This window comes from Dietzia sp. NPDC055343, from assembly GCF_053645265.1.
Genome location: NZ_JBSHMJ010000028.1, coordinates 1 through 17,595, shown reverse-complemented (window position 1 = coordinate 17,595; position 17,595 = coordinate 1). Strand labels below are relative to the sequence as shown.

Here is a 17,595-nt window from a genome sequence, read left to right as displayed (position 1 = left end):
GCGGTTCAGCCGACGGCCAGCCCCACGGTCGGTGAGAGCATCGCCGCCCGCCGGGCCGGGAGGGCGGACGCCAGGAGCGCGGCCAGCAGCGCCGCGCCGACCACCAGCAGCAGCTGGAGCCACGGCAGGGTGAAGGCCAGCGGCACATCCATCTCGCCGAGCAGGGCGGCGATCCCGACCGCACCGAACCCGATCCCGGCGATGATGCCGATTCCCGCGGCCACGACCGTCATCTCGACGGCCTCGCAAGCCAGCATCATGCGCATCTGCCCCCTGGTCAGGCCCAACGCCCGCAGCAACGAGGACTCCCGCGTACGTTCGATGACCGACAGCGAGAGCGTGTTGGCCACGCCGATCACCGAGATCACGATCGCCACCGCCAGCAGTGCCAACACGATGCCGAGCATCGTCGTGATGATCTCCTCGATCATCGCCCGTTCCAATGCCGGACCGACCTCCGCCTGGAGCCCGGTATCGCCGGAGATCGTCGAGGCCAGCGTCTGCAGCTGCGCGGACGAAAGGTCCTCGACCTGTGCCCAGATCTGCATCGTCCCGGCGCCGGGGTCCAGCTCCAGAAGGGTGTCCATCGGTACCAGGATCGAGCCGGGCCACGGGGACTCAGCGGTGGTCGTCTCCACGGTCACCTGTCGGCCCGCGACGGAAAGCGTCAACGGAGCGCCGGGGGCGCCGACCGCGTCCGTCAGTTCGTCCCCGATGGCTGCGGTACCCGCGGCCGGTATCGGATCATCCCCGCGGGACGCCTGCCCGACGGACTCGTCGACCCCGAGCACCAGCACGTCGTCGTCGCCGACACGGGCGAGGGTGCCCCGCACGGCCTCGGCGTGGACAACGCCCTCCGCATCGGTGACCGCGGCGATCTCGGCTGGCTCGAAGATCTGTGACTCCTCACTGGTGACGAACATGTCGATGGGGCGTTGCGCATCGATTTCCCTGGAGATCGACCCCTGGGCCAGTGCCGCGCCCACCATCATCGTGGTGACGATGGAGACGCCGATGACCATGCCGATCGTGGTCGTCGCCGTGCGCCCCGGGTGCTTCCTCGAGTTCAGAGCGGCCAGCCGGAACGGCAGCCACCTCCCGGGAACCATGCCCGCCAGTCCCGCGATCATCGGGGCCGCCGTCACCCGGAGCAGGACGATCAGACCGATCGCCGTGACCGCTGCGGCAGGTATGGCGATGATCATCCGGGCCGCCGCGACCGCGACGGCCATCCCCGCGATGCCTCCGAGGAAGAGTGCCGAGCCGAGGATCGTGGTCCACATGCGCGATCGGGGTTCGGGCGAGACCGCTTCGAGCGGGCGCATCGCCATGAGCGGCGACGTGCGCATGGCCTTGCGGGCCGGCAGGGACACGGAGAGCAGGGTGACCGCCACGCCGAGGACCATCCCGACCACGACGATCCACCAGTGCAGCACGGGCGGTTCGAGCGCGGCGAGGCCCGGCACGCTCCCACTCACCGCGGCGAGCACGTGTCCGAGTCCGAAGCCGCCGGCCGTGCCGAGCAGGGAGGCGACCCCGCCGACCAGCGCCCCCTCGAGCAGCACCATTCGCCTGACCTGGCCGGAGGTCGAGCCGAGACACCGTAGCAGTGCCAGCTGCCGGGTGCGCTGGGCGATGAGCACATCGAAGGTGTTCATGATCACCAGGGCCGCGACCAGCAGCGCTATCACGGTGAACGCCAACACGATCACGGCGAGCATCGCGGCGTCACTGAAGAACCTCTCTGTCTCGCGGTCGACGATCTCCTGCTGGGTGAGGACGGTGGCGTCCACTCCGGCCACCTCCAGTGCGTCGCTCACCGACGCCTTGAGTGCCTCATGGTCACCTCCTGCGAGCGGGGCGGCGATCCTGATCTCCGTCGTCGAGACCCGGCCCAGCTCCGCCAGGTCCTCGGCGAGGACGAACACGGTCGGCAGCGGAGAGGCCCCTACACCGGTGTAGAGACCGGTGATCTTGAGAGAAGGGCCCGGCTGCTCGCGGCCGGCGTCGTCGTACACCGTCGGCGTCAGCGTGTCCCCCACCGCCAGTCCCAGGTCCTGCGCGGTCGCGTCGTCGACGGCGGTCTCGAGCCGTTCGGTGGGCCACCGGCCGGCGGCCAACTCTTCCGCACGCAGGTCGGCATTCGGCAGGTTCCGGGCCACAGTGCTGTACTGCCGACCATCGATCTGCGTCTGGAAGAACGATGTCGAGTGAGCACCGGCGCTCCCGACACCCCCGTGCTCCTGCAGTGCGGTAAGCGCGCGGCCGATGTCGTCGTCGTCGAACCCCTGGGTATCCACCACGGCGCCGACGCCGGCGTACTCGCCGGCCAGCTGGGTGCGCATGCTCGACTGGAAGGAATCCATCGTGGCCAAGGTCGCGACGACGAAACCCACCGAGATCGCGATAGCGAGCCCCGCGGCCAGCAGCCGGGCGCCGCCGGAGCGGAACGTGGACATCAGAACGGTTCTCATCGTGCGAGTGCCTCCTGTTCGACGAACGGCAGGGTCTCGTCGCTCGGACCCGGATTGAGACGCAGCAGGGTGTCGGCGACGGCCTCCGGGGTCGGAGCGGCGAGATCAGCGGCCGGGCGGCCGTCGGCCAACATGATGACCCTGTCGGCGTACGCGGCGAGCCCAGGATCGTGCGTGACCATGATGACCGTCTGTCCGTACTCGCGGACCGCGGCGGAGAGCAGGCGCATGACCTCCGCCCCCGAGGCCGAATCGAGGTTGCCTGTGGGTTCGTCGGCAAAGACGACTGCGGGCCGGGTCACCAGGGCCCGGGCCACCGCCACGCGCTGCTGTTGCCCACCGGACAGTTCATGGGGTTTGCGAGCGAGCAACGTCGCGATACCCAGCCGGTCGGTGACAGTACGGACCCAGCCGGCATCCAGCTTTTCGCCGGCCAGCTGAGCCGGCAGGCCGATGTTCTGGCGCACACTGAGCGTCGGGATCAGGTTGAAGGACTGGAAGACGAAACCCGTCCGGGTGCGCCTCAATTTGGTCAGCGCCTTGTCGCTCATCCCCGTGATCTCGCGACGGCCGAGAAACACCCGACCCTCGTCAGGCGAGTCGAGGCCGGCCAGCACGTGCATGAGCGTGGACTTGCCGGACCCCGAGGGGCCCATGATCATGGTGAACCGGCCGGCATCGACGGAGATGCTGACCCCGTCGAGGGCGAGCACCTGGTTCTCGCCGCTGCCGTGCCGGCGGGTGACGTCTGCGGCCCGGACGGCGGCGTGGCCGGTGGCTTCTGCGGCCCGGACGGCGGCGTGGCCGGTGACGTCTGCGGCCCGCGCGGAGGCGGACCCTCCGGAGCCGCTTGAGGTCTCGGTCATCGTGTTCTCCTTGGTGGTCGTGTTGTCGATGACCACCGTATGGAGCCGTGACCTGCGCAGACATCCTCCTCGAGGCTCTCCTTCGCGCCCGGGACTCATCCTGTGGGATGACGCCGCGCCCCTCTGGGATGAGGCGATCCGCCGTTGACGGGCCGCCCCACGCGGACGGGGCGGCCCAGCGGCGACGGGCCGCGCCGACGTGTCGGAGCGGCTCTACGTCAGCGGACTGCGCCCGGGCCCGCCACCCCGTGCTCGTAGGCCCAGACCACCGCCTGCACGCGGTCCCGGGCGTCCAACTTGGCGAGGACCCGCCTGACGTGGGTCTTGACCGTCGCCTCGGAGAGATACATCCGCCCGGCGATCTCACCGTTGGAGTCGCCGGTGACCATGGCCAGGAGGATGTCCGTCTCGCGGTCGGTCAGCCCTGCCCGTCGTGCCCGGTCGCGCGGCGATTCGGGTGCGTCGGAGGTGACCAGCATCGGACCGACATGCTCGAGCAGGCGTCGGGTGGTGGTCGGCGCGACCACGGAGCCGCCCTCGTGCACCTGACGGATCGAGGCCAGCAGCGTCTCGGGCGGGACGTCCTTGAGGAGGAAACCGGCGGCGCCGGCTTTGAGCGCGGCAAACGCGTACTCGTCGGTGTCGAAGGTGGTGAGGACGACGATCCGGACCGCCGGGACCTGTCCGGCGTCGACCATCGCCAGGATCTCCTCCGTGGCGGCGATGCCGTCCTTGACCGGCATGCGCACGTCCATGAGGATCACGTCGACCGGCCGCTCGCGGAGGAGATCGACCGCACGGGCGCCGTCTCCGGCCTCGGCGACGACCTCTATATCCGGTTGCGATCCGATGAGCATCGCGAAGCCGGCGCGCAGCAGATGCTGGTCGTCCACCAGCATGACCCGGATAGGGTTCACCGCCGACCCTCCCCGGCGGGGAGACGTTCCCTGGGCGTGCCGGCGGGTCGTCCGGGGCGGGGGAACCGGGCGCGGACGGCGAATCCCGTGTCCTCGTAACCGACTTCCACCGTTCCGGAATACAGCGCGACCCGCTCCTTCATCCCGTCGAGTCCCGAGCCGAGACGCTCACTGTCATGGTCTTTCGCATCTCCGGTGGTGCCGATGCCGGGTTGGCCGTCGCGCACCTGCGGGTCGTGATCGACGACCTCGACCAGCAGGGTGGAGCCGGCGGCGCTGATGACCACCTCGGACCGCGCGTCGGGGCCGGCGTGTTTGAGCGTGTTTGTCAGCGCTTCCTGCACCACCCGGTAGACGGCGAGCGACTGCCCCTCGGGCAACTCCCCCAGCCAGTCAGGCGGCCGGTACTCGACCGGTAATCCCGCGGCCCTCACCGATGCGACAAGCTCGGCGAGGTCGGTGGCCTTGGGTTGCGGTCGATGGTCCACCGGATCTTCCGGGCTGCGCAGCACCCCGAGCATCCGGCGCAGTTCCACCAGCGACTCGCGGCCGGTGCTCGCGATGGTGCCCAACGCGCGTTCGGCGGCCCGAGGATCGGTGCTCGCCACGTACCTGCCACCGTCGGCCTGGGCGATCATCACCGACAGGGAATGGGACACCACGTCGTGCATGTCGCGCGCGATCCGGAGTCTCTCGTCGGTGGCGGCGGCCGCGGCTTCGTGTGCCCGCTCCCTGATCAGTAGTCGATTGCGCTCCTCGATCTCGGCGAGACGCCTGTGGCCACGGGCACCGACCTCGCCGAGCATCCACGCGACCATCACCGTGGACGCGCAGAAGCCGGCGACGACGGTCGCCACGATGATCTCCTGGAAGCCGAGCGTCGGGACCGAGGACGGCCCGGTACCCGCTGGTCCGATCCAGAACACATTGGCCGCATAGGGCACGAGCACCAGCACGGCGCCCGCCAGCCCGAGCCCCAGGAACGCCCTCGAGACCTTGGGGCTGCCGAACTTCGCCACCGTGTAGACGGTGATCGGGACCGCCACGATCTGGATGGACGGCGGGATGAGCAGCACCACCATGAGCAGAGCCGCTCCCGCGACCGTCATCGCGGCCGGGACCAACCACGTGCGGCGCGACGCCAGCGCACCGGTCATGGTGAGCGCCACCGCCAGCTCGATCCAGCCCGGCAGGAGCGGGTTCTGCCCGTAGAAGGAGTCGCGGCTGGCAGCAAACGTCAGCAGGCTCAACGGGATCGCCACGAAGAGCGCGTCTGTGATCCAGGGGTGCCGTTCCAGGAACGCCAGAACTCGCTCGACGCGGCCACTCGGCGGCGCAGGCGGAGTCGTGGCGGCACCCATGCCCGCCACTGTAGTTCGACCCGACCGCCCTCCGAATCATCCTGCGGGATGATCTCTTCCGCGGCGGTGACCGGCCGACGCGATCATAATAATGCCTGATCAACGGCCTGGCTGCACGATTCCCGACTTGGCTCAATTTCGTACGGAAGTCATCAGGCTTCGAGTTGGGCGATGAGCTCGGCGATCTCGGGCGGCAGCGGCGAGGCTGCGTGGACGGGTTGGCCGGCGATGGTCAGCTCGAAGGGGCGGTACCACTTCAGCACCCTGAACAGGCGTTTCAGTGACAGTCTGGAGCGTTACTCAAGCAGATGCCCCACTGCCATCGCGACCATCACCACGGTCAGGTGCGCCTCCATGGAGTCACGTTTGTGGTGTTAGATCGGCCGCGCCTTCAGATCCGACTTGGACATGCGGGACGACTTCTCGATCTTCAACCGCTGCCGGTAAGAGTCGATCACCTGGTCGGCGGTCAGTTCAATTCGGGACGAAGATGAGCTTCGAAGGCTTGGATCTGGCGCAGGTGCGGATCGAACGGAGTGAGCAATGACAGCACCATCTTCTCTCGCGAAGAAGCCGCGCCACCAACCACAGTCAACGCACGCCCGCACCGTCAAGCTGCTGCAGAAGAAGCGCTCGGCGACGAACCGGCAGCTGAACACCTTCTCGTTCCGCTACGGCGCCCGCATCCACGATCTGCGCGGCGAAGGCCACGTCATTAAAACAGTCCGCGAACACGACGGACTCTTTCGCTACTACTACGTCGTACATCGGGACGAAGCTGACGGGACAAACTTGTAACTGAAGCCTGTCGTACCCGCCCCGTATGATCGATATGACAACAACCAGGGGGCGGCGTGGACTATCGGGACTACATGGGCGGCCAAACCTACCGGCTCTTGGAGCAAACCCGGCAGCAGATGATCACCGGTATGATTCCGAAGATCAACCAACCCGCATTCGAGATCGCCAAGCTCGCGACGCCCCAGCTAAACGCGATGGACCATCTTAGCAAGCAGACTGCAGACCTTCTCGGGACGACGACCATGGCCGACGCTCAGCTGCAAGAGATGATGGGCGGACGACTAACGGCACAGGCAGCGCTCCAGGACCTGTTTCCCCGCCCAAACTTCCCCTCCCAACTCAAGGCCAGTCTTGACTACGGTTTCAAGACTCCAACCATCGCCGACTACCTTGCCGAGAACAACGCGACCTCATTCTTCTCCTTCAACGAACCGACCATTGCGGAACAGCTTGGCACCCAGGTCGACACGAAGGCCCTCATGGGGCTAACTGGCCTGGCCGATACTGCCGGCAAGATCGTCGAGCAGTGGCGGTTGGCCAACACGGGAGCACTCTCGAACTTCGGGGAGTCGTTCAACTCTCTGAGGGCAGCACTCAACTTCAATGAATCCCTGAAGTCCTCCCCCGCCGCACGTTCCTTCTTGTTCCAGGCGCGGACACTACAAGATGATCAGGTCCGGAAGTTTGCCGACACGGCACCGCCCGAGGCCGCAGGAGAAAAACTCTCTAATGAACTTGCTGCAGACGATGAACTTTTCTTCGTAGTTAAGTACGTCCAGAATTACTTCGTCAGTTACCTAAACCTCACGCCGGATCAGGCTCAAAACACTGTGAAGTGGATTCTTTACCTCCTGCTGTTCGGGACTTTTTTAGTCATCCACTCGCAAATGGGAGTAGCCATGAACCCGACGGCAGAGCTTGCACTCGAGGTTGGAGCAATAGGAGCGATCGAACGCGCCGGCAAAACAGGCTCGACGGCGCTGATCCCGTCAAGGAAAAACGACAAGAAAGACTAAGTCTTTCACACCCCGACCAATTCCGCTACATTTCGCTATTGCAATTAGGTTCCGCTAAGCGCATGCTATTAATACAATTAAGCTGATACTCAAAAGTGAATACGGAATCGGAACTATCCAGGTTTAAGCTCCTACTACAAGGGCCTCTACGAACGTCCGTACTGGCAAGCACTCGTGAGACGGACCGCCGCGCAACTGGTCCGGGAGCACATCCAGAAGCCCCTCGCCACGATCGCCCCGGCTTGGCTCAATTTAGTGCGGAAGTCATTAGGCTTCGAGTTAAGCGATGAGCTCGGCGATCTCGGGCGGCAGCGGTGGTCGCAGACGCGTCCGGCGTGAGCCGCAACGTCATTTCCGCGATCGAGACGAACGCACGCCAACGGGGAACACCCGCCAATCCTCGGCTGGACACTGTTTACAGGCTCGCACTTGCTCTGCGCGTTCCGCCGGGAGCACTGCTTCCAGAGGTCGACCAACTGGTGAGCCCAGAACCTTCATCGAGTCGGGCAGGTGCCGCCGTAGATCTGGCTTGGCCGGAGCGATACGACGCGTTTATCGAAGTGATCGGTACCCAATCACCGCGTGACTGGTTCGGCTTCTCTCCTCAAATCTCGGAGCACGTCCGGCCTGACCGTTGTGCGCGCTGCCCATCTGCCGCAAATGTCCGACCTCTCGAGTAGCTTTTCCTTACCCTTCAGGATCGACCTGAAGGGTAAGTCAGGATTAGGAGCACAAGATGGCCGAACCGCACGAGCAGTCACCTCCCACGCGCATGGACGCTCGCGGGCACGCAGCAAACACTCCGGGTGGTCACCCGTCCGTTGGAAGCGCTGGAAAGGGACCCGTGCTGGCGACCGGCGTCGGAGGCCTAGTGCTCGGACTAATCATCGGAGGAATCGCGGGATTTGTCATCGGAGCCTCTGACGGCGACTCATCAGTGACGAACTCGGAGTCTCCCCGTGCTTCAAATAACGAATCGAGTTCGGAGCCGAATGAGAACGCGGAGCCGGGCCGAGATTTTCCTGGCAAGAACGTCGCCGTCGAAGCGACCGGAGTGACACTAACCGTCCTGAACGTCGAGGAGGGCCCGAGTGCCAGCATCCGCGAAGAGGGTCGTCGCGCTGATGTCGCCGAAATTCTCACAACTGACGCGGCGCCGGGTCAGAAGTTCATCACGATCACGACCGAGGTGGAGAACACTGGCAAGATGCCGTGGGACCTGACGTGCGGAGCAGCAGTCCAAGCGACTCTATTCGATCCTGAAGAACGCCAGTTCGCATCTGTCGACGAACTGTACCGAGTTCCCGGCAATCCGGACTGCAATGCCAACACGCAGCCCGGTCAAACAGTACCCATGACATGGCGGTATGAGGTCCCGGAGAGCGTAGTCCCCAAGTACTTCGGCTTCCGTGAGTTCGGTTTTGATTTTCAGAGCGATCAGTCTCTGACCGCCGTTGACCTGGATCGATAGTCTGGTGCACGCCGTCCGCCAGGGCTAGGGTCTCGGAGGCGGAAAACCACCCGTGGCGACCGGACCCCAGTCATTGATCGTCACGCGGATGAGGCTCTTGCCCTGGCGGACCATCGCCTCGCGGTACTCGTCCCAGTCACTGTGTTCACCGGCGACGCTGCGGAAGTACTCGACCAGTGGTTCGACCGCCTCGGGAAGGTCGACGATCTCCGCGGTGCCGTCGAGGTGAACGTAGGGGCCGTTCCAGTCGTCTGACAGGACGCACACACTCACGGCCGGGTCGCGGCGGATGTTGCTCACCTTGGCCCGCTGCGGATACGTGGCCACCACGAGTCTGCCCTCGGGGTCGACGCCGCAGGTCACCGGCGAGGTCTGCAGGCCACCAGACGACCGCCGGGTGATGAGTACGGCCCGGTGGCGGGGCGTGAGGAACTCGACGAGCGCGGTGCGATCGGGACGTTCGGCGGTGGCGTACTTCGTCATGCTCCCGAGGCTACGAGAGTCGACGGTGCGCCGCAGTCACTCGTAGACGACGGTCACCGGCGCGTGGTCGGACCAGCGCATGTCGTAGGCGCTCGCCCGATCGACCCGGTCGGACACCGCGCGGTCGACCAGGCCGTCGGTCACCACGTGGTAGTCGATACGCCAGCCCGCGTCGTTGTCGAACGCCTTGCCGCGCTGCGACCACCACGAGTACGGGCCCACCTCGTCGGGCCGGCGATGGCGGACGATGTCGGTCCAGCCGCTGCCCTCGGCGAACACACCGGTCATCCACTCGCGCTCGTGCGGCAGGAAGCCCGAGCTCTTGTGGTTGCCCTTGTGGTTCTTCAGGTCCTCCTCGCGGTGGGCGATGTTCCAGTCGCCGCAGATGATCATCTCGTGGCCGTCGCGGGCCCCCACGGTTGCGGCCCGCTCGGCGAGGTGCTCCCGGAATGACGCCAGGAAGCGGTCCTTCTCGTCCTGCTTGGGCGTGCCCGCCGACCCCGACGGCAGGTACAGGCTCGCCACGGTGACGGTCTCGCCGTCGACCGCGCCCGGGTAGACGGCTTCGATATATCGCCCGGACTCGGCGAACTCCGGGTCCCCGTGGCCGACGCACACCTCGGCCGGCTCCTGCCGCGACAACAGCGCCACGCCGGCACGCCCCTTGAGGGACGAGGGCGACCCGATGAGGTGCCATCCGGCCTCGAGCGCGGGGGCAAGCGCCTTGCGGGTCTGGTCCTCGTCGGCGCGCACCTCCTGCAGGGCGACGATGTCCACCCCGCTGGTCTCCAGCCAGGGCAGAAATCCGAGGTTGGTCTCCGAGCGCTGCTTGACGGCGGCGCGGATCCCGTTGACGTTGACGGTCGACACGGTAAGGCTCACGGCCGCCATCGTAGCGCCCCCCGATAACAGCCTCGGGCCAACACCCGCGCCCACCCGTCCGTTACATGTAACATGGCGACATGAGCACGAAGGACCGGGTTCGCCGCCACCGCGAACGCCTGCGGGCGCAAGGACTGCGGCCCATCCAGATGTGGGTCCCGGATGTGACGTGGCCGGGCTTCAGCATCGAGGCGCACAAGCAGTCTGTTGCGATCGCCGGCAGCGCACAGGACACGGAGGATCAGGTATTCGTTGACTCGCTGTCCACCGATTGGGACGACGACTGACGATGCGGCGCGGCGAGATCTGGACCGCGTCAGGGCGTGGCTACGCAGGCAAGCCCCGCCCGGTGGTCATCGTCCAGGACGACCGATTCGACGCCACGGCCTCGGTCGTGGTGTGCCCGTTGACCACCAACCCGACTGAGGCACCACTCTTCCGGCCCGCGGTCGAGCCTTCGCCGCTCAATGGTCTGACCACAGCATCACGGCTGATGGTCGACAAACTCACCGCCGCTCCACGAGATCGGGTCCGCGAACGGGTCGGGACGCTGGAGCCGGAACACCTGGTCGCCTTGGAACGCAGCATGATCGTCTTCCTCGGGATGGCAGATTGACGCCGAACGTGACCGAGACTCCGCACACCGATCAGGCGGCCTCCGAGCGCCGGGCCCCCAGGACCGCGGCCACGAGGATCGCCAGCCCGAGCGCCGCCAGCGCCGCCCCCGCGAGTGCGGGAGAGGTGTAGCCGAAGCCGAACGCGATCACCACGCCGCCGATCCACGCCCCGAGCGCGTTCGCGGCGTTGAGCGCCGAGTGGTTGAGGGAGGCCGCCAGCGTCTGCCCGCGTCCGGCGTAGCGCATGAGGCGGGTCTGCAGGCCGGGCACGAGCGCCGAGCCGGTGGCGCCCACGAGGAAGAGCCCGATCACCGCGGTGACCGGATTGTGCGCCGCGAGCGAGAACAGGGCCAGGACGGCCGTCATGACGGTCGCGATGACCACCAGGCCGCGGTCGAGATCGCGGTCGGCGATGATGCCGCCCACCACGTTGCCGGCGACCATGCCGAGCCCGTACACCGCCAGCACAGCGGGCATCCAGGCGCGGTCGATGCCGGCGACGTCGACCATCGTCCACTGGATGTAGGTGTAGATGGCGAACATGCCGCCGAAGCCCACTGCGCCCACCGCGAGGGTGGCGAGGATCTGCGGGCGGGCGAGCGCCGCCAACTCCTCGCGCGCCCTGACCACGACGCCCACCGTGGGTTCGGGGACGACGACGAGGATGGCCACCACGGTCGCGGCCCCGATCACTCCGACAGCGAGAAACGCGGACTCCCAGCCCGCGGCCTCCCCGAGCCAGGTGGCCACGGGCACGCCGATCACGTTCGCCACGGACAGACCGAGCAGCACCTGGGCCACGGCCCGCGCCTGCTTGCCGGCCCCGGCGAGAGAGGCCGCGACCAGTGAGGCGACGCCGAAGTACGCGCCGTGCGGGATGCCGGCGAGGAAGCGTGCGGCGACCAGCGTTTCGAGGGTGGGCGCGAACGCGGCGACCACGTTGCCCGCCGTGAACAGCCCCATCAGGACCATGAGCAGGGTCCGCCTCCGCCAGCGGGAGGTCCACACCGTCAGCAGCGGGGCGCCCACCACCACACCGAGGGCGTAGGCGGAGATGACGGTGCCGGCCTGCGGCTCGGAGATGTCGAAGCTGTCCGCGATCGAGCGGAGCAGGCCCATCGCGGCGAACTCGGTGACGCCGATGCCGAACCCGCCCAGCGCGAGGGCGAGAATCGCGAGCTGGACGCGGGCGGGCGAGAAACCGGGGTGTTCGGCGACGGGCTGGGGCACCGCAGCAGGTTACGCCGCGTGCCGGGTGGCTCCCGTGACGGTCAACCCGTTCAGGGGGCGGCGAATGCTGCCGGGGTCCCTGACGCCGGTAAGGGCGCCGTACGCATGAGCCGGCGCCCGCCCCAGACCAACACGAACGTGGTGATGTACATGACGATGCTGTAGACCGCCGCGGCGAGACCGACCTCCTCGATGCCGATCACGGTGAACGCGATGAGCATCGTGAGCGTGGTGTTCTTGATCCCGAGCTCGACAGCGATCGCGATCTGCTCGGCGCGGCCCAGGCGGCAGACCCAGGCGACCAGGCCACCCAGGATGATCACCGCGACATTGAGGACGATCACCGCGGGGCCGACCGAGGCGACCAGGTCGACGATGCGGTCGCGCTCCCCCAGCACGATGCCCACGATGAGTGCCACCAGGACGACGAGCCCGACGACGCCGACGAACCGCTCGATCCGGTCAGCCAGCGCCGGCTTGCGGGCTCGCAGGAGCATGCCCAGTGCGACGGGGATGAGGATGACGCCCAGCAGGAGCCCGAAGGTCTGGCCGAGCGGGACCGTCACGTCGTATTCGGTGGCACCGGGGATGACACGAGCTCCGATGTCGAACCACAGCGGCAGCGTGAGGATCACCGCGACCGACGCGATGGCGGTGAGGATGATCGACAGCGCGACGCTGCCGCGGGCCAGGTAGGTGATGAGATTCGATGTGGCGCCGCCGGGTGAGGCGGCCACGAGGATCACGCCGAGCGCGAGCAGTGGCGAGAGGTCGAAGATCATGGTGACCCCGACGCCCACGAGCGGCACGAGGATCAACTGGGCGACCAGGCCGACGATGGTGGCCCACGGCGCCCTGGCCTGGACCGCGAAGTCCTCCTTGGTCAGGCTCAGGCCGATGCCGACCATGATGATCGCCAGCGCGATGGGTAGGCCGATCTCGATCAGGGGACTCTGGTCCACGGGGTCTCCTCCGGTCCTCGGTCCGTCGACGGAAGGGCCGCCTGTGATCTGGACCACTGACCGGTGACGATATCCCACGTCCGGGGGCCGCGGTGCCCGAACTCCGGCCTACGGGCTGGGACCAGTCAGCCGGTCACGTAGCCCCTCGTTGCGGGCGGTAAACGGCCTAGGCTAGCCTGACCCCAGGTCATGAGTTCCAGCGACAAGCCCCGGCTCGCTGGACGGCAACCCTCCACCGCGGTGGGGTGCCCCGGGAGACGACCTGGCCCACACCACATACGGTGGCAGGCAAGCGCGGGTCCGTTGTCCTTCAGCGGCCGGACCCTCTGACGAGAGGAGGGGCCAGGCCCCTATGACATACGACAACAGCAATCCAGACTGGGCCTTCGAGACGCGCCAAATTCACGCAGGTCAGCCCGTCGACTCCGACACCGGCGCCCGCAACCTGCCGATCTACCAGACCACCTCGTACGTCTTCGCGGACGCCGAGCAGGCCGCCAACCGGTTCGCCCTGTCCGAGATGGGCCCCATCTACACGCGCATCACCAACCCGACCGTCGCCGCGGTCGAGGCGCGTATCGCTTCCCTCGAGGGCGGCGTCGCCGCGACCATGTTCGCCTCGGGACAGGCCGCCGAGACCGCGGCGATCCAGTCGATCCTCCAGGCCGGCGGACACGTCGTGGCCTCGCCCCGCCTCTACGGCGGTACCGATGCCCTGCTGCGCCACACCCTGCCCAAGTACGGCATCGAGACCACGTTCGTCGAGAACCCGGACGATCCCGAGTCGTGGCAGGCCGCCGTCCGGCCCAACACGCGCGCGTTCTACGCCGAGACGATCTCCAACCCGCTCAACGACGTGCTCGACATCCCGGCCATCGCCGAGATCGCTCACCGCAACCAGGCGCCGCTCATCGTGGACAACACGACGGCCACCCCGTACCTGGTCCGTCCCCTGGAGCTGGGCGCCGACGTCGTCGTCATCTCCGCCACCAAGTACCTCGGCGGCCACGGCTCCTCGCTGGCCGGCGTCCTGGTCGACGGCGGCTCCTTCGACTGGCGCGCGCAGCGCGACGGCGAGGACCTCTACCCGTCCTTCACCACCCCGGACCCCGCCTACCACGGCGCCGTCTACGCCGACCTCGGCGCGCCGGCCCTGGCGCTCAAGGCCCGCGTCACACTGCTGCGTGACACCGGCGCCGCGCCGAGCCCGTTCAACGCCTGGGCCATCGCGCAGGGCATCGACACCCTGAGCCTGCGCGTCGAGCGGCACGTGTCCAACGCGCAGACGATCGCCGAGTGGCTCGAGGCCCGCAGCGACGTCGCGTCGGTCTCCTACGCCGGCCTGGCGTCCTCGCCCTGGAACGCCATCCAGAAGAAGATCTCCCCCAAGGGCGCCGGCGCGATCGTCACATTCGAGCTGACCGCCCCCGAGGGCGCGTCCGACGAGGACCTCAAGAAGCGGGCCTGGTCGTTCATCGACGCGCTCAAGCTGCACTCCTGCCTCGTCAACATCGGTGACGTGCGGTCGCTGGTGAGCCACCCGGCCACCACGACCCACTCGCAGGGCACCCCGGAATCCAACGCCAACGCCGGGGTGTCCATCTCCAGCATCCGCCTGTCGGTGGGCATCGAGGCCGTCGAGGACATCATCGCCGACCTCGAGCTCGGGTTCGCCGCGATCTCCTGATCTCACGCGCCCATGGTCTCCGCCTCCGATCCGCTCGCGCTGCTACCTCCGGGTGACGGCACCCTCGGCCACGTCGCCATCGGCGACCTCACGCTGGTCACGGGTGTCGTCCTCCCGGCGGTGACGCTCGCGGTGCAGCGGTGGGGGCGGGTCAATGAGGATCGATCCAACGTGGTGCTCGTCGAGCACGCGTTGACCGGCGACTCGCACGTCGTGGGGCCGGTCGACTCACTGCACCCCACCCCGGGCTGGTGGAACGGGCTGGTGGGGCCCGGACTGCCGCTGGACACCAACCGCTACTGCGTGGTGTCCGTCAACGTCCTGGGTGGGTGCCGTGGGTCGACCGGGCCGAGCTCACTGCACCCCGACGGCCACTACTGGGGCGCCCGCTTCCCCGCCGTCTCCGTGCGGGACATGGTCACCTCCGAGCGGATGCTCGCCGACCTGCTGGGCATCGAGCGTTGGGCTGCGGTGATCGGCGGGTCGATGGGTGGGGCCCGCACGCTCGAGTGGATGATCACCCATCCCGAGCGTGTCCGCGCGGCCTGCGTCCTGGCCGTGGGCGCGCGCGCGTCGGCGGATCAGATCGGCATCCAGACGGCACAGATCATGGCCGTCACCTCCGACCCCCACTGGCAGCAGGGTGGCTATCACGGCACCGGTCGCACGCCGGTGACCGGTCTGGGCATCGCCCGCCGCATCGCCCACCTGTCGTACCGCGGCGAGGTGGAGCTCGACGAACGCTTTTCCAACCGGCCCCAGCCCGGTGAGAATCCGCGCGCCGAGGACCTGTCAATGTCCGGTCGCTTCGCCGTGCAGTCGTACCTCGACCACCAGGCCGGCAAGCTCGTCTCCCGCTTCGACGCCTGCACCTATGTGCTGCTGACCGACGCGCTCAACCGTCACGACGTGGGCCTAGACCGCGGGGGCGTCGAGGAGGCACTGCACTCCTGCCCGGTGCCGTGTGTGATCGGCGGCGTGACCACCGACCGGCTCTACCCGCTGCGTCAGCAGGAGGAGCTGGCCGCGCTGCTGCCGGGCGCCGATCCCCTCGTGGTGATCGAGAGCCCCGCCGGGCACGACGGATTCCTCACCGAGGACGACGTGGTGGGTCCGATGCTCGCGCGCACCATGGAATTGTCCGAGCAGGACACGATCGAGCGTTCCCGAGGACTGGCGTGACCGTGCCGGAGTATGACGACGACGACAACGTCCACCCCGACTCCGCCCACCCCGGAGCCGGCCGCGACCCGGACCACACACCCCGGCCCGCCGCGATGGTGCTCGCCGGGCTGTCGGCGGGATTCGGGATCATCGGGGTGTCCATCGGGTTCGCCACCGTGCTGGGCGTGACCGCCACCGCCTCCGGCGGCTTCGACACCTCCGGATTCGGGCCGATGATCATCTCCGCCGTGTCCTCGCTGGTGCTGGGGCTGCTGCTCATCGTCGGCGCGGTGCTGCTGTGGCGTGCCCACCGTGCGTCGCTGGTGGTGATCAGCTCCGCCGTGACTCTGCTGGCGTTGAGTTCGGCGGCCCGCATGGTGCTGGACAGTCTGACGTTCATCTCGGTGGTCGGCACCGTGTTCTCGTTGCTCGCGCTGGTCGCGATGGGCTACCTGATCACCTCGGACGATGTCCGCGAGCACATCCGCGAGGGCGTCCCGCTGCGCCTTCGCTGACGCGGCCTGCTCCGGCGCGTTCTGCCCGCGCTCTCCCCGCGCCGCGATCTTTCCGCCGCACTCGCCCCGCCGCATCCCGCCGGTCTCTTTCAGGGGAATTCTCAGCTTGGCGATCGAGATCATCGAGGGTATGAATTTTCCAGACGATCTCCTCGCAATGCTTCTCACCACCGATCAGCTCCTCAGCCGAGGAATGACTTCTCACACCCTGAGGGGCGCGGTGGAGTCCGGCGAGCTGATCCGGCTCAGACCCGGGTTCTTCGTCGACGGCCGAGCTCGTGAACTCCAACGACGTGACCGGCACCTCCTGGCGGTTCTGGCCGCGGACATCGCCCTCGACGCGCCGGTGTTCTCCCACTCCTCCGCGGCCCTGATCCACGGACTCCCGGACTGGGGGCTCCCGCTTCGAAAGGTGACAGTGTGTGAGGAAGGGCCGGAGCCGCGTACGCGCAGCTCTGCACTGACCACGTTCCGCTCCGTGCCCGAGCTGTCGGGGCATCTGATGACCGTCGACGGCTTGCGGGTCACCACCCCTGCGCGGACGGTGACGGACATTGCGATGTCGACGAACAGAGATACCTCCGTGCCGACCGCCGACGCTGCGCTGCACAACGAGATCGTCACGAGGGAGGCGCTCGATGGTGCGCTGGACGGGGCTGCGGGTCGCCGCGGGATCAGGCGTGCCCGACACAAGATGAGCCTAGTCGACCGACGAAGCGAGAGTGTGGCCGAGACTCTGAGTCGACTGATCTTCCGCGACTTCGGGCTGCCTGAGCCTGAGACACAGGTCGAGATCCGCAACCCCCGCGGGGTACTGATCGCCCGCGTGGACTTCCTCTGGTCCGAGTACGGGGTGATCGGAGAATGTGACGGCTTCGGCAAGTACTTCGACGGGCTGACCCCCGCCGAGACGCGGCGCCGCCTGGGCAAGGAGAAGGATCGGGACGCCGAACTCATGGCCCTCGGCTACCGGGTTCTGCACTGGCGATGGCGCGATCTCGAGGAGCACCATGCCCTCGCTACACGAATCAAACGGGTGCTTCGTCACGCCGCAGCGTGACCCCTGAGCGCCGCCGGCTGAACGTCACCCATCCGATATCGCGCTGCCTGCCAGATTTGGCAGGCAGCGCGATATCCGATGGGTGGCGG

The 17,595-nt window shown here is 67.5% G+C and carries 17 protein-coding genes, 1 pseudogene and 1 riboswitch; of the genes and pseudogenes, 9 read left to right on the top strand and 9 right to left on the bottom strand.

Annotated features, from left to right (window positions below; genetic code table 11):
* Positions 1-5: 5 nt before the first annotated feature.
* From ACWIE7_RS13485 to ACWIE7_RS13465, 5 genes and pseudogenes are all read right to left on the bottom strand, one after another.
* Entirely contained in the window at positions 6-2,474 is a 2,469-nt protein-coding gene (locus ACWIE7_RS13485) for an ABC transporter permease (RefSeq protein ID WP_454069480.1), read from the bottom strand.
* Positions 2,471-3,340 (bottom strand): ABC transporter ATP-binding protein, encoded by an 870-nt coding sequence (locus ACWIE7_RS13480; protein WP_452099185.1) that lies wholly within the window; start codon positions 3,338-3,340, stop codon positions 2,471-2,473. The genes ACWIE7_RS13485 and ACWIE7_RS13480 overlap by 4 nt, the downstream gene beginning before the upstream one ends.
* A 218-nt stretch (positions 3,341-3,558) precedes the next feature.
* The gene (locus tag ACWIE7_RS13475) at positions 3,559-4,239 is read right to left on the bottom strand and encodes a response regulator (RefSeq protein ID WP_454069493.1); all 681 of its coding nucleotides are present in this window, start codon (positions 4,237-4,239) and stop codon (positions 3,559-3,561) included.
* A gap of 14 nt (positions 4,240-4,253) precedes the next feature.
* Positions 4,254-5,618 carry a sensor histidine kinase gene (locus ACWIE7_RS13470; protein WP_454069479.1) on the bottom strand — a complete coding sequence of 455 codons (1,365 nt, stop codon included), beginning with the start codon at positions 5,616-5,618 and terminating at the stop codon, positions 4,254-4,256.
* 152 nt (positions 5,619-5,770) lie between these two features.
* A pseudogene (locus ACWIE7_RS13465) lies at positions 5,771-6,121 on the bottom strand (IS1634 family transposase); the annotation flags it as partial.
* Between the two features lie 40 nt (positions 6,122-6,161).
* On the opposite strand from ACWIE7_RS13465, the gene ACWIE7_RS13460 reads away from it, so the two are divergent.
* From ACWIE7_RS13460 to ACWIE7_RS13450, 3 genes are all read left to right on the top strand, one after another.
* The gene (locus ACWIE7_RS13460) at positions 6,162-6,416 is read left to right on the top strand and encodes a hypothetical protein (RefSeq protein WP_454069494.1); all 255 of its coding nucleotides are present in this window, start codon (positions 6,162-6,164) and stop codon (positions 6,414-6,416) included.
* A 56-nt stretch (positions 6,417-6,472) separates the two neighbouring features.
* Positions 6,473-7,435: a hypothetical protein gene (locus tag ACWIE7_RS13455; RefSeq protein WP_454069478.1), complete on the top strand. Its 963-nt coding sequence runs from the start codon at positions 6,473-6,475 to the stop codon at positions 7,433-7,435.
* A gap of 844 nt (positions 7,436-8,279) precedes the next feature.
* Positions 8,280-8,906: a hypothetical protein gene (locus ACWIE7_RS13450; RefSeq protein ID WP_454069477.1), complete on the top strand. Its 627-nt coding sequence runs from the start codon at positions 8,280-8,282 to the stop codon at positions 8,904-8,906.
* A 24-nt stretch (positions 8,907-8,930) separates the two neighbouring features.
* Here ACWIE7_RS13450 and ACWIE7_RS13445 read toward each other — a convergent pair whose 3' ends face one another.
* Together ACWIE7_RS13445 and ACWIE7_RS13440 are read right to left on the bottom strand one after the other, a co-directional pair.
* Positions 8,931-9,389: a PPOX class F420-dependent oxidoreductase gene (locus ACWIE7_RS13445; RefSeq protein WP_454069476.1), complete on the bottom strand. Its 459-nt coding sequence runs from the start codon at positions 9,387-9,389 to the stop codon at positions 8,931-8,933.
* A gap of 36 nt (positions 9,390-9,425) precedes the next feature.
* Entirely contained in the window at positions 9,426-10,271 is an 846-nt protein-coding gene (locus ACWIE7_RS13440) for an exodeoxyribonuclease III (RefSeq protein ID WP_454069475.1), read from the bottom strand.
* An 80-nt stretch (positions 10,272-10,351) separates the two neighbouring features.
* Between ACWIE7_RS13440 and ACWIE7_RS13435 the strand changes: the two genes are divergently transcribed.
* Both ACWIE7_RS13435 and ACWIE7_RS13430 read left to right on the top strand, forming a co-directional pair.
* A complete protein-coding gene (locus ACWIE7_RS13435; protein ID WP_452099177.1) occupies positions 10,352-10,558 on the top strand; it encodes an antitoxin MazE family protein in 207 nt (68 codons plus the stop codon).
* Between the two features lie 2 nt (positions 10,559-10,560).
* Entirely contained in the window at positions 10,561-10,887 is a 327-nt protein-coding gene (locus ACWIE7_RS13430) for a type II toxin-antitoxin system PemK/MazF family toxin (RefSeq protein WP_452099325.1), read from the top strand.
* A 31-nt stretch (positions 10,888-10,918) separates the two neighbouring features.
* Here the strand turns inward: ACWIE7_RS13430 and ACWIE7_RS13425 are convergent, their stop codons facing one another.
* Positions 10,919-12,061, bottom strand: a complete 1,143-nt coding sequence (locus tag ACWIE7_RS13425) for an MFS transporter (RefSeq protein WP_454069492.1) — start codon at positions 12,059-12,061, stop codon at positions 10,919-10,921.
* 107 nt (positions 12,062-12,168) lie between these two features.
* Entirely contained in the window at positions 12,169-13,080 is a 912-nt protein-coding gene (locus tag ACWIE7_RS13420; RefSeq protein ID WP_454069474.1) for a bile acid:sodium symporter family protein, read from the bottom strand.
* Between the two features lie 185 nt (positions 13,081-13,265).
* Positions 13,266-13,381, top strand: a riboswitch (SAM riboswitch).
* Between the two features lie 51 nt (positions 13,382-13,432).
* On the opposite strand from ACWIE7_RS13420, the gene ACWIE7_RS13415 reads away from it, so the two are divergent.
* The 4 genes from ACWIE7_RS13415 to ACWIE7_RS13400 all read left to right on the top strand — a co-directional run bounded on the left by ACWIE7_RS13415 (position 13,433) and on the right by ACWIE7_RS13400 (position 17,506).
* On the top strand, positions 13,433-14,767 hold the full coding sequence (locus ACWIE7_RS13415) for an O-acetylhomoserine aminocarboxypropyltransferase/cysteine synthase family protein (protein WP_454069473.1): 1,335 nt from the start codon (positions 13,433-13,435) through the stop codon (positions 14,765-14,767).
* Positions 14,768-14,779: 12 nt separating this feature from the next.
* Positions 14,780-15,949: a homoserine O-acetyltransferase MetX gene (gene metX / locus ACWIE7_RS13410; RefSeq protein ID WP_454058785.1), complete on the top strand. Its 1,170-nt coding sequence runs from the start codon at positions 14,780-14,782 to the stop codon at positions 15,947-15,949.
* Entirely contained in the window at positions 15,946-16,446 is a 501-nt protein-coding gene (locus ACWIE7_RS13405; RefSeq protein WP_454058786.1) for a hypothetical protein, read from the top strand. The genes metX and ACWIE7_RS13405 overlap by 4 nt, the downstream gene beginning before the upstream one ends.
* Positions 16,447-16,576: 130 nt before the next feature.
* The gene (locus ACWIE7_RS13400; protein WP_454069472.1) at positions 16,577-17,506 is read left to right on the top strand and encodes a type IV toxin-antitoxin system AbiEi family antitoxin domain-containing protein; all 930 of its coding nucleotides are present in this window, start codon (positions 16,577-16,579) and stop codon (positions 17,504-17,506) included.
* The last annotated feature ends 89 nt before the right edge of the window (positions 17,507-17,595 follow it).

Bases quoted from the DNA above. Each gene is read 5' to 3' on its own strand.
- ACWIE7_RS13430 (WP_452099325.1), top strand. From the start codon at position 10,561: ATGCGGCGCGGCGAGATCTGGACCGCGTCAGGGCGTGGCTACGCAGGC.
- ACWIE7_RS13415 (WP_454069473.1), top strand. From the start codon at position 13,433: ATGACATACGACAACAGCAATCCAGACTGGGCCTTCGAGACGCGCCAA.
- ACWIE7_RS13470 (WP_454069479.1), bottom strand. From the start codon at position 5,618: ATGGGTGCCGCCACGACTCCGCCTGCGCCGCCGAGTGGCCGCGTCGAG.
- ACWIE7_RS13445 (WP_454069476.1), bottom strand. From the start codon at position 9,389: ATGACGAAGTACGCCACCGCCGAACGTCCCGATCGCACCGCGCTCGTC.
- ACWIE7_RS13400 (WP_454069472.1), top strand. From the start codon at position 16,577: ATGAATTTTCCAGACGATCTCCTCGCAATGCTTCTCACCACCGATCAG.
- ACWIE7_RS13485 (WP_454069480.1), bottom strand. From the start codon at position 2,474: ATGAGAACCGTTCTGATGTCCACGTTCCGCTCCGGCGGCGCCCGGCTG.
- ACWIE7_RS13475 (WP_454069493.1), bottom strand. From the start codon at position 4,239: ATGCTGGTGGACGACCAGCATCTGCTGCGCGCCGGCTTCGCGATGCTC.
- ACWIE7_RS13460 (WP_454069494.1), top strand. From the start codon at position 6,162: ATGACAGCACCATCTTCTCTCGCGAAGAAGCCGCGCCACCAACCACAG.
- ACWIE7_RS13435 (WP_452099177.1), top strand. From the start codon at position 10,352: ATGAGCACGAAGGACCGGGTTCGCCGCCACCGCGAACGCCTGCGGGCG.
- metX (WP_454058785.1), top strand. From the start codon at position 14,780: ATGGTCTCCGCCTCCGATCCGCTCGCGCTGCTACCTCCGGGTGACGGC.
- ACWIE7_RS13480 (WP_452099185.1), bottom strand. From the start codon at position 3,340: ATGACCGAGACCTCAAGCGGCTCCGGAGGGTCCGCCTCCGCGCGGGCC.